Source organism: Streptomyces ferrugineus (assembly GCF_015160855.1).
GTDB classification, from domain to species: Bacteria; Actinomycetota; Actinomycetes; order Streptomycetales; family Streptomycetaceae; genus Streptomyces; species Streptomyces ferrugineus.
This window is the reverse complement of record NZ_CP063373.1, coordinates 5,115,553-5,131,493: the sequence shown is the minus strand read 5'-3', so window position 1 is coordinate 5,131,493 and position 15,941 is coordinate 5,115,553. Positions and strand designations below refer to the sequence as shown.

At 70.4% G+C, this 15,941-nt stretch carries 14 protein-coding genes and 1 pseudogene; 5 read left to right on the top strand and 10 right to left on the bottom strand.

Annotated elements, in window-relative coordinates:
- Positions 1-184: 184 nt before the first annotated feature.
- The 7 genes and pseudogenes from IM697_RS45960 to IM697_RS23275 all read right to left on the bottom strand — a co-directional run.
- Positions 185-691 (bottom strand): annotated as a pseudogene (locus tag IM697_RS45960) (SDR family NAD(P)-dependent oxidoreductase); the annotation flags it as partial.
- Between the two features lie 33 nt (positions 692-724).
- Entirely contained in the window at positions 725-1,489 is a 765-nt protein-coding gene (locus tag IM697_RS23300; protein ID WP_194037893.1) for an SDR family NAD(P)-dependent oxidoreductase, read from the bottom strand.
- Positions 1,490-1,521: 32 nt separating this feature from the next.
- Positions 1,522-3,021: a gamma-aminobutyraldehyde dehydrogenase gene (locus IM697_RS23295; protein ID WP_194037891.1), complete on the bottom strand. Its 1,500-nt coding sequence runs from the start codon at positions 3,019-3,021 to the stop codon at positions 1,522-1,524.
- The gene (locus tag IM697_RS23290; RefSeq protein ID WP_194037889.1) at positions 3,021-4,094 is read right to left on the bottom strand and encodes a proline racemase family protein; all 1,074 of its coding nucleotides are present in this window, start codon (positions 4,092-4,094) and stop codon (positions 3,021-3,023) included. Before IM697_RS23290 ends, IM697_RS23295 begins: the two co-directional genes overlap by 1 nt.
- Positions 4,094-5,011 carry a dihydrodipicolinate synthase family protein gene (locus IM697_RS23285; RefSeq protein WP_194037886.1) on the bottom strand — a complete coding sequence of 306 codons (918 nt, stop codon included), beginning with the start codon at positions 5,009-5,011 and terminating at the stop codon, positions 4,094-4,096. The genes IM697_RS23290 and IM697_RS23285 overlap by 1 nt, the downstream gene beginning before the upstream one ends.
- A 59-nt stretch (positions 5,012-5,070) precedes the next feature.
- Positions 5,071-6,315 (bottom strand): NAD(P)/FAD-dependent oxidoreductase, encoded by a 1,245-nt coding sequence (locus IM697_RS23280; RefSeq protein WP_194037884.1) that lies wholly within the window; start codon positions 6,313-6,315, stop codon positions 5,071-5,073.
- A 96-nt stretch (positions 6,316-6,411) separates the two neighbouring features.
- A complete protein-coding gene (locus IM697_RS23275) occupies positions 6,412-7,461 on the bottom strand; it encodes a proline racemase family protein (RefSeq protein ID WP_194037882.1) in 1,050 nt (349 codons plus the stop codon).
- 396 nt (positions 7,462-7,857) lie between these two features.
- Here IM697_RS23275 and IM697_RS23270 point away from each other — a divergent pair, with 396 nt between their 5' ends.
- The 5 genes from IM697_RS23270 to IM697_RS23250 all read left to right on the top strand — a co-directional run bounded on the left by IM697_RS23270 (position 7,858) and on the right by IM697_RS23250 (position 11,693).
- The gene (locus tag IM697_RS23270) at positions 7,858-8,730 is read left to right on the top strand and encodes a transporter substrate-binding domain-containing protein (RefSeq protein ID WP_194037879.1); all 873 of its coding nucleotides are present in this window, start codon (positions 7,858-7,860) and stop codon (positions 8,728-8,730) included.
- Positions 8,731-8,764: 34 nt separating this feature from the next.
- Entirely contained in the window at positions 8,765-9,568 is an 804-nt protein-coding gene (locus IM697_RS23265; RefSeq protein ID WP_194037876.1) for an amino acid ABC transporter permease, read from the top strand.
- 5 nt (positions 9,569-9,573) lie between these two features.
- The gene (locus IM697_RS23260) at positions 9,574-10,392 is read left to right on the top strand and encodes an amino acid ABC transporter ATP-binding protein (RefSeq protein ID WP_194037873.1); all 819 of its coding nucleotides are present in this window, start codon (positions 9,574-9,576) and stop codon (positions 10,390-10,392) included.
- Between the two features lie 120 nt (positions 10,393-10,512).
- Positions 10,513-10,902 (top strand): PPOX class F420-dependent oxidoreductase, encoded by a 390-nt coding sequence (locus IM697_RS23255; protein WP_194037871.1) that lies wholly within the window; start codon positions 10,513-10,515, stop codon positions 10,900-10,902.
- Between the two features lie 86 nt (positions 10,903-10,988).
- Positions 10,989-11,693, top strand: a complete 705-nt coding sequence (locus tag IM697_RS23250; RefSeq protein WP_194037869.1) for a GntR family transcriptional regulator — start codon at positions 10,989-10,991, stop codon at positions 11,691-11,693.
- Between the two features lie 52 nt (positions 11,694-11,745).
- On the opposite strand, the gene amaB is transcribed toward IM697_RS23250, so the two are convergent.
- Genes amaB through IM697_RS23235 form a run of 3 tightly spaced genes read right to left on the bottom strand, consistent with a single transcriptional unit; the run spans position 11,746 to position 15,900 of the window.
- Positions 11,746-13,275: an L-piperidine-6-carboxylate dehydrogenase gene (amaB, locus tag IM697_RS23245; protein ID WP_194037867.1), complete on the bottom strand. Its 1,530-nt coding sequence runs from the start codon at positions 13,273-13,275 to the stop codon at positions 11,746-11,748.
- 24 nt (positions 13,276-13,299) lie between these two features.
- Positions 13,300-14,697 (bottom strand): 2-oxoadipate dioxygenase/decarboxylase, encoded by a 1,398-nt coding sequence (hglS, locus tag IM697_RS23240; protein WP_194037865.1) that lies wholly within the window; start codon positions 14,695-14,697, stop codon positions 13,300-13,302.
- 30 nt (positions 14,698-14,727) lie between these two features.
- On the bottom strand, positions 14,728-15,900 hold the full coding sequence (locus IM697_RS23235; protein WP_194037863.1) for an NAD(P)/FAD-dependent oxidoreductase: 1,173 nt from the start codon (positions 15,898-15,900) through the stop codon (positions 14,728-14,730).
- Positions 15,901-15,941 lie beyond the last annotated feature (41 nt).

Genomic DNA, 15,941 nt, shown 5'->3' with positions numbered 1-15,941 from the left:
GTCGATCGTGGTGTCCGTCGTGTGACGTGAGCGGCCGGAGGCCAGGAACACGATCATCTCCGTCATGTCCTGCGGTGGGGTGACCTCCTGAGGGGCATGCTCGCAGCGTCCGTCGCGCCTGCCTCGGCCGGGTCTGTCGCGACCCACCCGGTGCAACGGAGCAGGCGAGGACACCGCCGGCCGCGAAGCCCCGGGCGATGCCTTTCGTCAGGGCTGGCAGGTCCGCGTTCGCGGCGCCGCACGCCAGGTGCTCCGCGTCGCCCCCGCGGTGCGCGGAACGGCTGGACACGCTGATGACGATGCCTCCGCCCCGTGCACGGAAGTGCAGCACCGCATTGCGGCTGAGGTCGGCCGGCCCGGTGAGGTTGGGATTGTCGGCCCAGCCCTGGTGCCAGGCAGTCAGGTCTTCCAGCGGTGATCCCAGCCAGGCGCCCGTGTTGGTGACCAGGACGTCGACATGACCGCGCCAGGTCAGGGGCTCTTGCCACATGGCCTGCGTCCTGCCCGCGTCGCGGAGATCGGCGCGGACCAGACAGCCTCGGTCTCCGAGTCGACGTTGCAGGTCGCCGGCGGCCCGGTGGTTGCCCGCCCAGTGCGCGAGGACATGAGCGCCCCCACAGTGCGCGGCGAGTGCCGTCGCCCGTCCGATGCCGCGTGAGGCGCCGGTGACGAGGACCGTCCCGCCGGGCAAGGAGCAGGCTGCCCGCGGGGGTCGGTTCGTTGCTCACGCGACTGCCTGCGCTCCGGTGATCTCGACGACCGACCCGCACATGTACGGCGCCTCGTCCGAGGCCAGGAACGCGACCAGCGCCGCGACCTCCTCCGGCGTCCCGATGCGGCCGAACGGGACCAGGGCGTCGAGGTCGGCGACGGTACGTCCGGTCCGCGCGAGGTTCGCCTCCACCATCGGGGTGCGGATCTCTCCCGGGCACACGGCGTTGACGCGGATGCCCTGGTGGGCGTGGTCCCGGGCGAGGCTGCGGGTGAAAGCGACGACGGCCGCCTTCGTCACGTTGTACGCGATGTGTCCCGGCGCCGGCTGCAGTCCCCACTGCGAGGCGGTGTTGACGACGGCTCCGCCGCCCTGGGACGCCATGTGTGGCAGCGCTGCCCGGCACAGGTGGAACAGCGGGTCCACGTTGACGGCGAAGCTGAGCGCCCAGTCCTGCGGAGAGAGCGCGAGGAGGTCGCCGCGCCGGTTGATGCCGGCGTTGTTCACCAGCACGTCGAGGCGCCCGTGGCGGGCGACCACCTCGTCGACGGCCTGGACACACGCCATGGTGTCGGCAAGGTCGAACTGGTGGGCCTCGGCCTTCCCACCTTCTCCCGCGATCTCCCCGGCGACCTTGTCCGCCGCGGCGCCGTCCACGTCGCAGACCACGACGGTGGCGCCTTCGCGTGCCAGACGCCGTGCGATGGCCGAACCGATCCCGCCTCCCGCGCCGGTGACGACACCCACCTTCCCCGGGAAGCGGTGAGCGGTGGTCATGAAGTCCCTCCTGGACGGCTCGATCGGGTGGCTCAGTGGCCGGTGAAGACGGTGTCGTGCCAGGACTTGTGCTGCTCGCCGGTGATGTCGGTCATGACGTGCTTGACGTTGGTGTACTCGTCGAATGAGTAGGCCGACATGTCCTTGCCGAAGCCGGAGGCCTTGTAGCCGCCGTGCGGCATCTCGCTGATGATCGGGATGTGGTCGTTGATCCAGACGCAGCCGGCCTGGATCTCGCGGCTCGCGCGGCCGGCGCGGTAGACGTTGGTGGTCCAGGCGGATGCGGCGAGCCCGTAGGGGGTGTCGTTGGCGAGCCGGAGCGCGTCGTCGTCGCTGTCGAAGGGCAGGCAGACCAGGACCGGGCCGAAGATCTCCTGTTGGACGATCGCCGAGTCCTGGGCGGCGTCGGTGATGAGGGTGGGCTCGTAGTAGGCGGCCCGGCCGAGCGTGCCCTCGGGGATCCCGCCGCCGCGCACGACGGTGGCCCCGGCTGTGCGGGCGTCCTCGACCATGGCGGCGACCTTGTCGCGCTGGCGGAACGAGATCAGGGAGCCCATGTCGGTGGCCGGGTCGTCGAGGGGGCCGAGGCGTACACCGTCCATCAGCTCGGCGACCCGGGCCACGAACGCCTCGTACAGCGGCCGTTGGACATAGGCGCGGGTGGCGGCCGTGCAGTCCTGGCCGGCGTTGATCAGCGCCCCGGCCACCGCACCGCGGGCGGCGGCCTCCACGTCCGCGTCGTCGAAGACCACGAAGGGCGCCTTGCCGCCGAGTTCGAGGTGGACGCGCTTGGCCGACCCGGCGGCCTGGGCGGCGACCTGGCGGCCCACCGCGGTGGAGCCGGTGAAGGACACCATGGCGACGTCGGGGTGGGTGATCAGTGCCTGCCCGGCCACTGGCCCGGTGCCGGTGACGACGTTGATGACGCCGTCCGGGATGCCTGCGGCCTGAGCCGCCTCGGCGAACATCACCGAGGTCAGCGGGGTGAGTTCGGAGGGCTTGAGGACGATCGTGTTGCCGGCGGCGACCGCGGGGAGGATCTTCCAGGCGGCCATCTGGAGCGGGTAGTTCCAGGGGGCGATGGAGCCGATGACGCCGACGGGCTCCCGGCGGATGGTGGAGGTGTGGTCGCCGGAGTACTCGCCCGACGCGCGGCCCTCCAGGTTGCGTGCCGCCCCCGCAAAGAACCGCACGTTGTCGATGGTGCCGGGGACGTCGAAGCCGGTCGTGAGCTTGATCGGCTTTCCGGCGTTGAGGCTCTCGACGCGGGCGAACTCATCGGCCCGCGCCTGGAGTTGGTCCGCCCAGCGCAGCAGCGCCTCGGAGCGCTCCACCGGTGTGGTGCGCGACCACTCGGCGAACGCGGCGCGTGCGGCGGCCACCGCCTCGTCCACGTCCTGCGCCCCGGCGAGGGAGTCGATGGCCAGGACCTCGCCGGTGGCCGGATTGGTCACCGCGAACTCCTCGCCGGACGTGCCGGGTCGGCGCTTGCCGGCGATGAACTGCGTGCCGGTGGTCTCGGGGGTCTCCATCAGCGCTCCTGTTCCGTGGCGCCCCACAGGTCGCCGAGTGTGTAGCCGTACGGGAAGGGGTCGGTGTCGTCCAGGACGTACTGGTTGAAGCCGGTGATCCAGCCGCGCCCGCTGATCGTCGGCAACACGGCCTGGTACGGGCCGACCTGGGCGGTGTCGAGCAGCGTGCCGGTGAAGGTCGTACCGATGACCGACTCGTGGACGAACGGTGTGTTCAGGGGGAGCTCGCCGCGGGCGTGCAGGGCGGCCATGCGGGCGCACGTGCCGGTGCCGCACGGGGATCGGTCCAGCGAGCCGGTCCAGGTCGCCGGATCGGCGAGGTCGACCGGGCCGTTGGGGAGGACGACCGTGTTGCGGCCGGAGACCCCGGGCGTGGGGGAGGGGCCGTGGATCATCGTCAGGGCGATCTCGTTGATGTCCGGGTTGAGCGGGTGGGCGACCGGGAACTGCTGCTGGGCCGCCGTGCGCAGCACCGCGCCGGCGCGTGCGAGTTGCTTTGCGGCCCCCGGCTCGACGACCAGGCCCAGATCGGCCGCCCTGGCCTGGACGAAGAACTGTCCGCCGAAGACGATGTCGACCGGCACCCGCCCGTACTCGGGCAGGTCCAGCACATGGTCGAGGGCTACGGCGAAGGCGGGCACGTTGGCGAAGGTGACCCGCCTGGCCCTGCCCCCCGACACCTCGGCGCGGACCCGGACCAGCCCGACCGCGGTGTCCACGGTGAGGTCCGTGACCGGCTCGCTCACCGTCACCGCACCCGTCTCCACCAGCGCGGTGACCGCGCAGATGAGGTTGGAGCCGGACATGGGGCGGAAACCGCCCTGTTCCAGCACCACCAGGCCGAAGTCGGCGGCCGGGTCGGCCGGGGGCAGCACGAGCGCGCCGCACAGCGCCGGGTAGCCGCGCGGCTCCCGGAGCAGGAGCCGGCGCAGGTCGTCTAGGTGTTTCTCGCAGTACTGCAGCCGCTCGGCCATCGTGGCGCCCTTGACGTGCAGATGGCTGCCGATCAGCACACGCCCCGGTTCGCCCTCGGCGTGGACGTCGATCGCGTGGATGCGGCTGTACGTGCTCATCAGGCGGCCACGCTGTCCTCGGTCACGGAGACGCCGGCGGCGATCAGCAGCTGCCGGAACTCCTCACGGTACTGCGGCGCCAGCGGAAGCACCGGGCGCCGGGTCGGGCCGGCGCCGACGCCGACCAGGTCGAGGCCGGTCTTGATGCCGCAGGCGTAGTTGTGGGACTCCAGGAACTGGCAGATCGGGAAGATCTTCGTCCACAGTTCGCGTCCGGCAGCCAGGTCGCCGCGCACGGCCAGGGCGTCGTACAGGTCGGCGCACAGCTGGGGGATCACGCTGGCGGTGCCCCACACGCCGGCCTTCGCCCCGCTGGCGAGTGCGGCGAAGGTGAGGGTGTCCCAGCCGTTGAGGGCGGTGATGTCCCCCGCGTGCTGCTGCTGGACGGCGGTGAGCCACGCGAAGTCGCCGCCGGTGTCCTTGTAGGAGGTGATCGCGGTCTGGCGGGCCAGCTGCGCGAGCTGCCCGGGGGTGAGCTGCACGCCGGACGCGGAGGGGATGTTGTAGTACATGATCGGGATGTCGATCGCCTCGGACACCGCGCCGAAGTACGCGAGCAGCTCCTCGAAGGAGGGCGCGTCGTAGAACGGCGGCACGATCATGACAGCCGCGGCTCCGGCCTTCTCGGCGTGCACGCTCAGCTCCACGGTGTCCGCCGTGCTGAGCGCTCCCGTCCCGGCGATGACCGGGACGCGTCCGTCTGCGGCCTCGACGTACAGCTCGGCGATCCGCTTGCGCTCGTCGAGGCTCAGCGTGGTGAACTCGCCGGTGCTGCCGCCGGGCACGAGGCCGTGGATGCCGCCGCCGATGATGTGGTCGGCCTGGCGCTTGACGCCCTCGGCGTCGATGGCCGAGCCGTCGGCGGTCAGCGGGGTGACGACGGCGGCGAGGATACCGGTGAACTGGGGGACGCTCATGAAGGAACTCCTGGGATCAGCATGAAGGAAACGGAGTGGCATGGGGAGATCGGTGGGGGTCAGCGTCGGCTGAAGCGGCGCGGTGAGACGGCTTCGGCGACGGGCGGGAGGCGGTGCGTGGTGATGGCCTCGGTGACGATCTCGGCGGTGGCCGGGGCGAGAGTGAGGCCGAGCATGCCGTGGCCGGAGGCGACGTAGACGTTGGGCAGCGGGTCGAGGCGGCCGATGATCGGCAGTCCGTCCGGGGTCATGGGGCGCAGCCCGGCCCATGGGCGGGCCTCTCCCGGCGGGTTGTCCCAGCCGGTGAGGGAGTCGGCGGCGGCCTGCTTGATGGCGGCGACGCGCCGGGGGTTGATGTTCTCCTCCAGGCCGCCGAACTCCATCGTCCCCGCCAGTCGCAGGAAGCCGTTCAGCGGGGTCACCGCGACGCGGGCGTCCTCCAGCGTGAGGGGTATGCGCAGCGGCACTGGGGACGGCGAGTAGTCGACGCTGTATCCCTTGCCGGGCCGGATCGGCAGCGGGACGCCGAGCTGGGCCGCCATGCGGGCGGTCCACACCCCGCCGGTCAGCAGCAGGGTGTCGCCGGTGTATTCGCCCTTGTCGGTCACGACACCGGTGACGGCGTCGCCGCGGCGCAGGAAGCGGCGTACGGGGGTGTGTTCGTGGATCTCGACGCCGAGCTCCGTGCACCGCTTGAGCAGGCCCTGGGTGAGGGAGTCGGGCTCGATCTGGCGGTCGTCGGGGAAGAACAGGCCATGCCTGATACGGCTGTTCAGGACCGGTTCCTTGGCCTGTACGGCGTCCCCGTGCAGATGTTCGGCGACCATGCCGAAGTGCTCGAAGATGTCGAGGGACGCGAGCTGCTCCTCGTAGCGCTCGCGGGTCTCGAAGGCGAGCAGGACGCCCGCCTTGTGCATCTCGAAGGCGACGCCGTCCCGGGTCCAGTCGTCGAGGAGGTCCATGGTGCCCTCGGCGAGACGCAGCGTCGTCTCCAGGCCGGCGCGGAAGTCCCGTGTGGTGCAGTGGCGGGCCATGGTCAGCATGAACTTCACGAAGGCCGGGTTCAGCGAGGGCTTGACGTAGAGCGGGCTGTCCGGCTTCAGCATCCACTTGATGGACTGCAGGATCACACCGGGTGCGGGCACCGGGCCGCTCTCCGCCAGGGCGATCTTGGCCGCGTTGCCGTGCGAGGCGGCGGAGCCCGCGCTCCGGGCGTCGAGCACGGTCACCTCACAGCCGGCCTTGGCCAGCCGGTAGGCGGCGGCCAGACCGACCGCTCCGGCCCCCACAACGATGGTCCGCATGGCGTCGTGTACCTCCTGACAGGCGCTTTCAGGCGCCTCTCGGGTCGCTGAACCGCGCAGAATGGAAGATCGTCGAATACTTGGTGCCGCCGGAGCTCAGAGCTCCGGCTCCCACGGCCGCCCCACCACGAAGCCGTGCTGGAACGGGTCCGTCGGATCGAGGACCAGCTGGTTGAAGGAGGTGATCCAGGCCCGTCCGGAGATGCTGGGTACGACGGCGTCGTACGGCCCGACCGTGGTCGTGGACTCGATGCGGGCGTCGAACCGGCTGCCGATGAGCGACTCGTGCCGGAAGAGCTGCCCCGGTTGCAGCAGCCCTTTGGCGTGCAGGACGGCGAGGCGGGCGGAGGTGCCCGTGCCGCAGGGGGAGCGGTCGATCCTGCCGGGGGAGACGACGGTGGCGTTCCGGGAGCGGATCAGCTCGGTGCCGTCCTCGTCCCTCTCGTGGTGGAGCGGGCCGGTGAAGACGGTGTTGGTGATGCCGGGGATCAGCGGGTTCTCCGGGTGGCTCACGTCCAGTTGGCGCACGGCCGCCCTTTTGAGGCGTTGTCCGAGTTCGCACAGTGCAGCCTCCTCGCTCACGTCGAGCTTGAAGCCGAGTGACTCGGCGTCCGCGAAGACGAAGGTCATCCCGCCGTAGGCGATGTCCACGGTCACCCGGCCGAGACCGTCCACGTCCAGGTCGGCGAAGTGGTGGTAGACGAACGCGGGCTGGTTGACCAGCTTCACCTGCCGCACCTTGCCGTCGGCGCACTCGCACTCGACCCGGATCAGTCCGGCCGGGGACTCCAGCGTGAGGTGCGTGACCGGCTCGGTCATCGGGAGCATGCCGGTCTCCAGCAACACCGTGGCCACGCACATGGTGTTCGAGCCGGACATCACCGGATACTCCGTCGACTCCAGGATGACGTACCCCATGTCGGCCCGCGGGTCGTTGGACGGCAGGACGATGTTGGCGTTGTGCCACATCGCGCCGCGCGGCTCCTGGAGCAGCAGCTTGCGCAGCTGGTCGTGGTGCTCCTCGAAGTAGCGCATCTTCTCGAAGAGGCTCTGGCCCGGGACTTTCCCGACCCCGCCGACGACGACCTTGCCGGATTCGCCCTCGGCATGCGCGTCCACCACGTTCAAGGCGCGACTGAACCTCATGGCCGGCCTTCCTTTCGAGATCGCAGATTGTCAAACAATCGGCGGCTTGATGGGGACGCTAGACGGGACCACCCGTCGCGGTCAATGCCTGGAAGTCAAGGATTCGGCCGACTCCGCCCGGGCTGGGCGCCGTGTCGGAACATCACGATTTCGGCTATTGACACAGCAGGGGTGCGTCCCTAGCCTTCCGGCATCTCAGTCGCTTGTCAGACAATCTTCGGGCGTCTCTCTCCGGGAGCGCCCTGTCTCACGCGGTATTGACCACGGCGGCGCTCCTGCGCCACCCGAGGCCCGCTCATTCACCGCAGTGCCCAAAGGCCCGTAGGCCCTGGATCGAACGAATCCCCCCATGCCGCACGCTGCACCACTCGTCCCCTAGCACTGGAGCAACCAGCCATGGCCCTCACCAAGCAGAGCAGATACACCTTCTACGTGGTCGGCGTTCTCATCCTGGCCTGGCTGGCCGGCTACTTCGGGGGGAAGGCCGGCTCGGACGGCGGCTCGACCCAGACCGTCGCCAGTTCCGGTGACTCCGGCAAGGCCGCCTGGGTCGACAAGATCAAGAAGGCGGGTGTGCTGCGGGTCGGCTGCGCCGACGCCCCGCCGACCATCGTCGTCAAGGCGGACGGCACCTGCAGCGGCCCCGACCTCATCCCGCTGGAGAACTTCGCGGACGGCATCGGCGTGAAGATCAAGACCGTGGCGACCACCTGGCAGAACATCGTCGCCGGCCTCCAGGCCGACAAGTACGACGTCGCCGCCGACCTCGACCAGACCGTCGAGCGCAGCCTCGCGATCCGCTTCACCCACGGCTCGTGGTCCTACCCGGGTGTGTTCCTGGTGGAGCGGGACAGCGACTACACCAGCAGCAAGCAGATTCTCGACGCGAACAAGCCCATCGCCACCACGCAGGGTTCCGCGCTGGACGCGGCGCTGCAGAAGGCCGAGGCCAAAGAACTGCGCGTGGACACCTACCAGAACGCGGCCGCGGGCGTGAAGGCGGGCAAGGCCATCGGCATCTTCGCCGACCTGGGCACCGCCGTCGACATGGCGACCAAGGACAAGTCCCTGGGCATCGTCGTCCCCGACCCGGCGATCTTCGTGCACCACGTCGCCTACGGCGTCCCCTCCGGCATCGACGCCCGCTCCATGGACATTCTCAACGTCGCGATCGACAACTCGGTGGCCAGCGGTGAGATCGACCGCGCATTCGCCGAGGCCGGCTACCGGGACGCGGACGCTCTGGGCGACCTCGAGATCAAGTCCTGACCGGATCTCGCCGTCCTCCCGGAGGTAGTCCGTGATGAATTCCGTGAACCTCGCCTACGAATTCGATCTGAGCGTCATCGGCCCCGCGCTTCCCACCCTGCTGGACGGGCTGTGGCTGACTCTGAAGATCTCGACGATCGTCATCGTCGCGAGCGCCGTCCTCGGTTTCCCGCTCGCCGTGGCCCGCATGTCGAAGATCGAGGTCATCCGCTGGCCCGCCCAGTTCTACATCGAGGTGTTCCGCTGCACTCCTCTGCTGATCCAGTTGCTGTGGGTGTTCTACGCCCTTCCGGCGCTCCTCGGCATCGACCTGCCCGGTGAGCTCTCGATCATCATCGCGCTCACCGCGCACCTGACCGCGTTCATGTCGGAGACCTACCGCGCCGGCATGCAGTCGGTGCCCGTCGAGCAGATCGAGGCGGCCCGGATGCTGCGCCTGAACCGGGTGCAGATCCTGCGCCACATCATCGTGCCGCAGGCCTTTCGCCAGCAGATTCCCACGATCCTGTCCCTGAACGTGAGCATGTTCAAGGACACCTCCCTGGTCTCCGCCCTGGGCCTGGCCGACCTCACCTTCCAGGGCAACATCCTCTCCAGCCAGACCTACCGGCCCATGGAGATCTTCACGCTGGTCGCCGTCATCTACTTCGCGATCGCCTTCCCCGCGACGCTGTTCACCAGCTACGTCGAGCGGCGTCTGCTCACCAGCGGCTCGCGCGGCGCACCGCCGCCCGCTTCGGGGCTGCGCGGCACCCTCGCCCGGATGCGACCCGGACAGCGGCCGCCGGCCCTGGCCAACCCCGCCCTGAAGTCCCTGCTCAAGCCGGAAGGTGTCTGATCACCATGACAGAGACCAACCCGACCCTCGACAAGACCTCGGACACGGTCACCGACGCCTGCACCGATGCCGGGCTCGACGGCGCGTTCGTGCGCACCCGCGGGGTGTGCAAGTCCTTCCACGGCCGCCCCGTCCTCAAGGAGGCCGACTTCCGGATCGGCAGCGGCGAGATCGCCGTCCTCATCGGCAAGAGCGGCTCCGGCAAGAGCACCCTGCTGCGGGTGATCGCCGGCCTGGAGGAGCCGGACGCCGGGGACATCGACCTCGCCGGACAGGCCGTGGTGCGCGACGGCGAGTACCAGGAGGCGTGGAACGAGCTCCGGGGCCAGGTCGGGATGATCTTCCAGAGCTACACCCTGTGGCCCCACATGAACGTCCTCGAAAACCTCACCATCGCTCCCCGCCTGGCACTCGGTGAGTCCAAGGGCCAGCTGCTGGAGCGGGCCGAACAGGCCCTGACAGACGTGGGCATGGCCCACCACCTGAGAAGCCGCTGCACGCAGCTCTCCGGCGGCGAACGCCAACGGGTCGCCATCGCCCGGGCGTTGATGATGCGCCCCCGTCTGCTCCTCTGCGACGAGATCACCTCCGCGCTCGACCCGCCGGTCGCCGCCGAGGTGCTGGGCGTGCTGACCAAGCTCAAGGAAGAGGACGGCATCGCCTGCGGCATCGTCACCCACGACATGGCCTTCGCCTCCAAGGCCGCCGACCGCATCTGCTTCTTCGAGGACGGCCTGATCAAGGAGGACGTGCCACCGGAGCAAGCCTTCAACGACCCGCAGACACCAGGACTGCAGGCGTTCATCGACGCCGTCCGCTTCTGAACACACATCCCACGAACGGCAGCCCCGCTCACCGCACCGGACCGGACCTCCCCGCACCGGTCCGAGCGGGGCTGCGTCCGTGTCCTCACTCCCATCCCTCCACCTGAAAGGCTCTCGCACATGTCCCGGCTCACCGAGTTCGCACGCAGGCTGGCCTCCGGACCGAACTACGCGACGATCGCCACGATCGGCAAGGACGGTCTGCCCCAGCAGAGCGTGGTGTGGGTGAAGGCCACCGACGACGGCATCGCCTTCTCCACCGTCGAGGGCCGCGTCAAACACCTCAACCTGCTGCGCGATCCCCGGGCCAGTGTCCTGATCGCCGACCGCGACAACCCGTACGCCTATGCTGTGGTCCGCGGTGCGGCCACCATGACCCGGGACGGCGGGCCGGAGCTGATCGACGAGCTCTCCCACAAGTACGCGGGCCGGTCCTGGCTGGAGACCGCGACGACCCCCCGGGTGGTCGTCACCATCAGGGCCGAGCGCGTCACCGAGTACGGATCCTGAACACCGCAGTGGCAGCCGCCAGCCGGACTCGGGCCTCCCCGCCCGGCCTCCCTCTAGAATGCAGTCTGACAATCTGCGGAGGACGTATGAGCGAGCACGCTGCCCAGGCCGCCGGCCCCAGGCCGGTCAGCACCCAGACGCGCCGGGGCGCGGCGGTGGACGAGCTGCGCCGGGCGATCATGGCCGGTGAGCTCAAGGCCGGACAGCCACTGCGTGAGGTCCATATCGCGTCGCAACTGGGCGTCAGCCGGCCCACCCTGCGCGAGGCCATCTACCAGCTCATCCACGAAGGGCTCCTCGAACAGCAGCCCTACCGCGGGGTCATCGTCACCGCCATCGACGAGAAGTTCATCACCGACACCGCCGCTGTCCGGGTCGCCCTGGAAACCCTCGCCGCGCGCGCCCTCGCCGACGACCCGGACGGGTCCCGCCGGGGGCAGCTGCGGAGTGTCTGGGAGGAGTACCGGGCAGCCCACCACGCGCAGGACCCCGGCCGTCTCCACCAGGCCCATATCGCGCTGCACCGCACCATTTGGGACGCCTCCGACAACGCCATGCTGAAGCGGATCTGGCCCACCGTGGAGGCCCAGATCAACCTCGCCATCACCGTCGACGAGAGCACCCGCTCCGACCCCGACCGCGCCCTGCACGTCCACGAACGCCTCATCGACGCCATCCTCGGCGGCGACCCCGACACCATCGCGGCCGAAGTCGAGCGCCACACCCGGGCGAGCGCCGACGAACTGCTGGAGATGATCGCCGAGCGACAGCGCTCCGCGAGCGAGGGCTAGGGGGATGCCGTGACCGGCATCCCCCTGAACGGCTGCGTGCATCAGGGCCTGCTCAGAGGAAGCTGACTCCCTGGGCGAGAGCCAGTTCGCCGGAGTAGTTGATGGTGTTGGTGGCCGGGCGCATGTAGGCCTTCCAGGCGTCGGAGCCGGACTCGCGGCCGCCGCCGGTGTCCTTCTCGCCGCCGAACGCGCCGCCGATCTCGGCTCCGGAGGTGCCGATGTTGACGTTGGCGATACCGCAGTCGGAGCCGGCGGCGGACAGGAAGATCTCAGCCTCCTGCTGATCGCGGGTGAAAATGCTGGAGGACAGGCCCTGGGGGACGTCGTTGTGCAGGGCGATCGCCTCGTCGAGGGTGTCGTAGGTGAGGACGTACAGGATCGGCGCGAAGGTCTCCTCCCGTACGACGTCGGTCTGCTCGTCGACGCGGACGAGGACCGGCTCGGTGTAGGCGGCCGTGGACGCCTCCTCGGTCAGGCGCCGGTTGCCGCCCGCCAGGATCTTGCCGCCCTCGGCCTGGACGCGGGCCAGGGCGTCCTGCATGCGGGCGAAGGCCTCGGTGGAGATGAGCGGGCCGACCAGGGTGGTGTCCTCGAAGGGGCTGCCGATGGGGAGCTTGCGGTAGGCGGCGGTCAGCCGCTCGACGAGCGTGTCGGCGATGTCGCGGTGGACGATGAGGCGGCGCAGGGTGGTGCAGCGCTGGCCCGCGGTGCCTGCCGCGGCGAAGACGATGCCCTGGATGGCGAGGTCCAGGTCGGCGGACGGGGCGACGATCGCGGCGTTGTTGCCGCCGAGTTCCAGCAGGCTGCGGCCGAAGCGCGCGGCGACCCGGGGGCCGACCTCACGGCCCATGCGGGTGGAGCCGGTGGCGCTGACGAGGGCGACGCGGGGGTCGTCGACGAGCTTCTCGCCGACCGCGCGGCCGCCGAGCAGGAGGCGGTGCACGTCGCGGGGCGTGCCCACCTCGTCGGCGGCCCGGGCGAGCAGGTGGTCGCAGGCCAGGGAGATCAGCGGGGTGAGTTCCGAGGGCTTCCAGACCACGGTGTCGCCGCAGACCAGGGCGACGGCGGTGTTCCACGACCACACGGCGGCGGGGAAGTTGAAGGCGGAGATGACGCCGACCACGCCGAGCGGATGCCAGGTCTCGGCCAGACGGTGGCCGGGCCGTTCGGAGGCGATCGTACGGCCGTACAGCTGACGGGACAGACCGACCGCGAAGTCGCAGATGTCGATCATCTCCTGGATCTCGCCGAGCGCCTCGGAGCGGATCTTGCCCGCCTCGATGGTGACGAGGTCCGCCAGGTCGCTCTTGTGCTCGCGCAGCAACTCGCCGAGGCGGCGGACGAGTTCACCGCGGCGCGGCGCGGGCGTGGTGCGCCAGGTGAGGAAGGCCGCACGGGTGGCCGCGATGGCCTCTTCGGTGTCGGCGTCGGTGGCGGCCTTCACCCCGAAGAGGTTCTCTCCGGTGATGGGCGTGCGGGCCTGGAGGTCGCCACCCTCGGGGACGTCGACTCCGATGTGCTGCAGGGCCGTGCGGGCGCGGGCGCGCAGGTCGTCGGTGGTGGGCAGTGCGGTGCTGGTCATGGTGGTCCTTCGAGGGTGTGAGGGTCAGCCGAGAGCGTCGGTGAGGTCGAGTGCGCGGGCGACCTGGGCGAGGGAGTCGGTCTGCTGCCGGGCGTAGAGCGCGTAGGGGTCCAGTACGTCGAGGCCGATGGCGCCGGACAGCCAGGCCGCGTCGTAGGCGGTGCCTTCCTGGTCGTTGTCGCGGGTGCCCTCGCCGCTGAGGTTGGACTGGAAGATCCCTGCGGCGGAGCGGGGCAGGAAGTCCTCGTAGACGATGGGCTCGGCGCGCACCCAGCCCTGCCGCACCAGTTCGGTGAGGTCGGCGGGCGGCCTGCCGCCGTCGCGGGGCCGGCCTTCCGCGGGTACGTAGGTGAAGTAGGCCAGTCCCCGGGCGGCCAGTTCCTCTTCGCTGTCCGGCATGTGCTGCTCCCACACGCCGCGCGCGATGTCGCCGCGGGCCTCGGCGGACATCCGCAACGCCTGCTCGTCGATGCGGCCGAGGAGGCCGTCGTAGAGGGCGCGGCCCTCGCGGGTGAGGGCGATGCCGCGCGCTTCCACCTCGCCGAAGCGGACCCGCAGGGCGCCGGTTTCCACGCTGCCGTCCGCGAGACGCATCGTGCGCGGCTCGGCCAGGGCCTTGAAGGAGGTCTGCCGCAGCAGGACGTCGGGGCCCTTCCAGGCCGGCGGGCCCTGGATGGTGTCGATCATCTCGATGCCGCGGTCCGTCATACGGCGGTACAGCTCGTCGATGTCCAGGACGCGCGGCGTGAGGTGGTTGATGTGGGTGCTGCGGACGCCGCCGATGTCCGCGGCGACAGCGGAGACCCGCTCCAGCTCCTGGTACCAGGCCCGGTCGACCGGCTCCGCGGACAGTTCGAACGCCTGCACCCCGAGTCGCAGGAACCGCTCTGCGTCCTGCCGGGGCAGTTCCCGCTCCGTGGCGGCCCGGTCGGCCAGGGCGAGCAGTTCCGGGGGGAAGAGTACGCGGGCGGCGAGGAAGGTCTCCAGGCGTGCGTGCAGGTCGGGGGTGAAGAAGCGGGGGTCGGCCGGGGTGAGCAGGGAGGTGAACACCCGGAAGGGATTGCGGGCCAGCTCCTCGCCGTCGACCGGCCGGAAGGCGGTGGAGACGACGGGCACGGCGCTGGCGGCGGCCTCCCGCAGGTCGTAGAAGCCGACCGGGTGCATGCCGAGGGCGCCGAAGACGCGGGCGACCTGGGCCAGTTCGCGGGGTGTGCCGACGCGGATGGCGCCGTGCCGTTCGGCGGTCACGCGGCCGATGGAGCCGAGGCGTTCGGCGTCGGCTCCGCGGGCGCGCAGGACGTCCTCGTTGACCTCGCGGGAGACGTCCACGAGTGTGGTGTAGGCGGGGACCTCCTGCCCGTACATCTGCGACAGCCGTGCCGCGAACGCGGCCCGCAGCTGCCACTGGCTGATCGTCGACATGGTTCGGCCTTTCGGTCGGGAGGTCGGGGTTCAGACCACGTGGGCTTCGGGGCGGATCTCGGCGCCGTGGCGGAACCGGTCGGCGCTGAGCGGGGAGATGTCCGTGAACGGCTCGCGCTCCAGGTACAGATCGCGCAGCACTTCGCCGACGGCGGGCGCCTGCAGGAAACCGTGCCCGGAGAACCCGGCGGCGTAGAGGAAGTTGGGCAGCTCGCCGCAGCGGCCGATCAGCGCGTTGTGGTCGGGCGTGACCTCGTACAGGCCGGCCCATCCGCCGACGGTCTTCATGTCGGCCAGGGCCGGGGCGCGGTGCCGGGCGACGGTGCGGAACAGTTCCAGCCACCGCGGGGTCCAGGTGGTGTCGAAGCCGTCCTTCTCGTCGGGGTCGGCCAGCCCGAACAGCAGCCCGTCGTCGCTGTTGTGGAAATAGGCGGACGACGAGAAGTCGATGGTGAACGGGATGCGCGGCGCGGACGGCGTGAGCGGCGCGGTGAACGCCAGCTGCCGCCGCACCGGCCGGATGGGCAGGTGGACACCGGCCATCTCGCCGATCAGCCCCGACCAGGCGCCCGCCGTACAGATGACGGCGCCGCAGGCGATGCGGCCGTGGCTGGTGTGCACACCGGTGACGCGGTCCCCGGCCGTGTCGATGCCCGCGACCGCGGTCTGGGTGACGATGGTGACACCGGCCTGGGCCGCGGCCCGCGCGTATCCCTCCACGACGAGTGCGGGGCGGGCGTGTCCGTCGGCGGGGGAGTAGGCGGCGGCCACCAGGCCGTCGGTGCTGATGTAGGGACACAGGCGCTGCGCGTCCTCGGGGCCGATCATGCGGTTGGCCACGCCCAGGCTGTTCTGGAGCTCGACTCCGGCTTCGAAGTCGCGCACCTGCTGTTCGCTGTCGAGCAGGAAGAGATAGCCGACGGTGTCGAGCCTGATGTCGGCGCCGGGCCGGCAGGGAAATTCCCGGTAGGCGCGCAGGCTTCGGCTGCCGAGTTCGATGTTGAGCGGGTCGGAGAACTGGGCGCGCACGCCGCCGATCGGCTTGCCGGAGCTGCCGGAGCAGAGCTCTCCGCGCTCGATGACGACGATGTTCCGCACACCGGCCTCGGCGAGGTGGAACGCGGTGCTCGCACCCATCACGCCGCCACCGATGATCACGACATCGGCGGTGGGCGGAACAGTGCGGAAGGCGGAGGAGGACAACAGGCCACTCCCTTCCAGGAGCCGCCCTTCTGAGGGGCGGA

Bases quoted from the DNA above. Each gene is read 5' to 3' on its own strand.
- IM697_RS23300 (WP_194037893.1), bottom strand. From the start codon at position 1,489: ATGACCACCGCTCACCGCTTCCCGGGGAAGGTGGGTGTCGTCACCGGC.
- IM697_RS23255 (WP_194037871.1), top strand. From the start codon at position 10,513: ATGTCCCGGCTCACCGAGTTCGCACGCAGGCTGGCCTCCGGACCGAAC.
- IM697_RS23250 (WP_194037869.1), top strand. From the start codon at position 10,989: ATGAGCGAGCACGCTGCCCAGGCCGCCGGCCCCAGGCCGGTCAGCACC.
- IM697_RS23295 (WP_194037891.1), bottom strand. From the start codon at position 3,021: ATGGAGACCCCCGAGACCACCGGCACGCAGTTCATCGCCGGCAAGCGC.
- IM697_RS23265 (WP_194037876.1), top strand. From the start codon at position 8,765: ATGAATTCCGTGAACCTCGCCTACGAATTCGATCTGAGCGTCATCGGC.
- amaB (WP_194037867.1), bottom strand. From the start codon at position 13,275: ATGACCAGCACCGCACTGCCCACCACCGACGACCTGCGCGCCCGCGCC.
- hglS (WP_194037865.1), bottom strand. From the start codon at position 14,697: ATGTCGACGATCAGCCAGTGGCAGCTGCGGGCCGCGTTCGCGGCACGG.
- IM697_RS23260 (WP_194037873.1), top strand. From the start codon at position 9,574: ATGACAGAGACCAACCCGACCCTCGACAAGACCTCGGACACGGTCACC.
- IM697_RS23275 (WP_194037882.1), bottom strand. From the start codon at position 7,461: ATGAGGTTCAGTCGCGCCTTGAACGTGGTGGACGCGCATGCCGAGGGC.
- IM697_RS23290 (WP_194037889.1), bottom strand. From the start codon at position 4,094: ATGAGCACGTACAGCCGCATCCACGCGATCGACGTCCACGCCGAGGGC.
- IM697_RS23270 (WP_194037879.1), top strand. From the start codon at position 7,858: ATGGCCCTCACCAAGCAGAGCAGATACACCTTCTACGTGGTCGGCGTT.
- IM697_RS23280 (WP_194037884.1), bottom strand. From the start codon at position 6,315: ATGCGGACCATCGTTGTGGGGGCCGGAGCGGTCGGTCTGGCCGCCGCC.
- IM697_RS23285 (WP_194037886.1), bottom strand. From the start codon at position 5,011: ATGAGCGTCCCCCAGTTCACCGGTATCCTCGCCGCCGTCGTCACCCCG.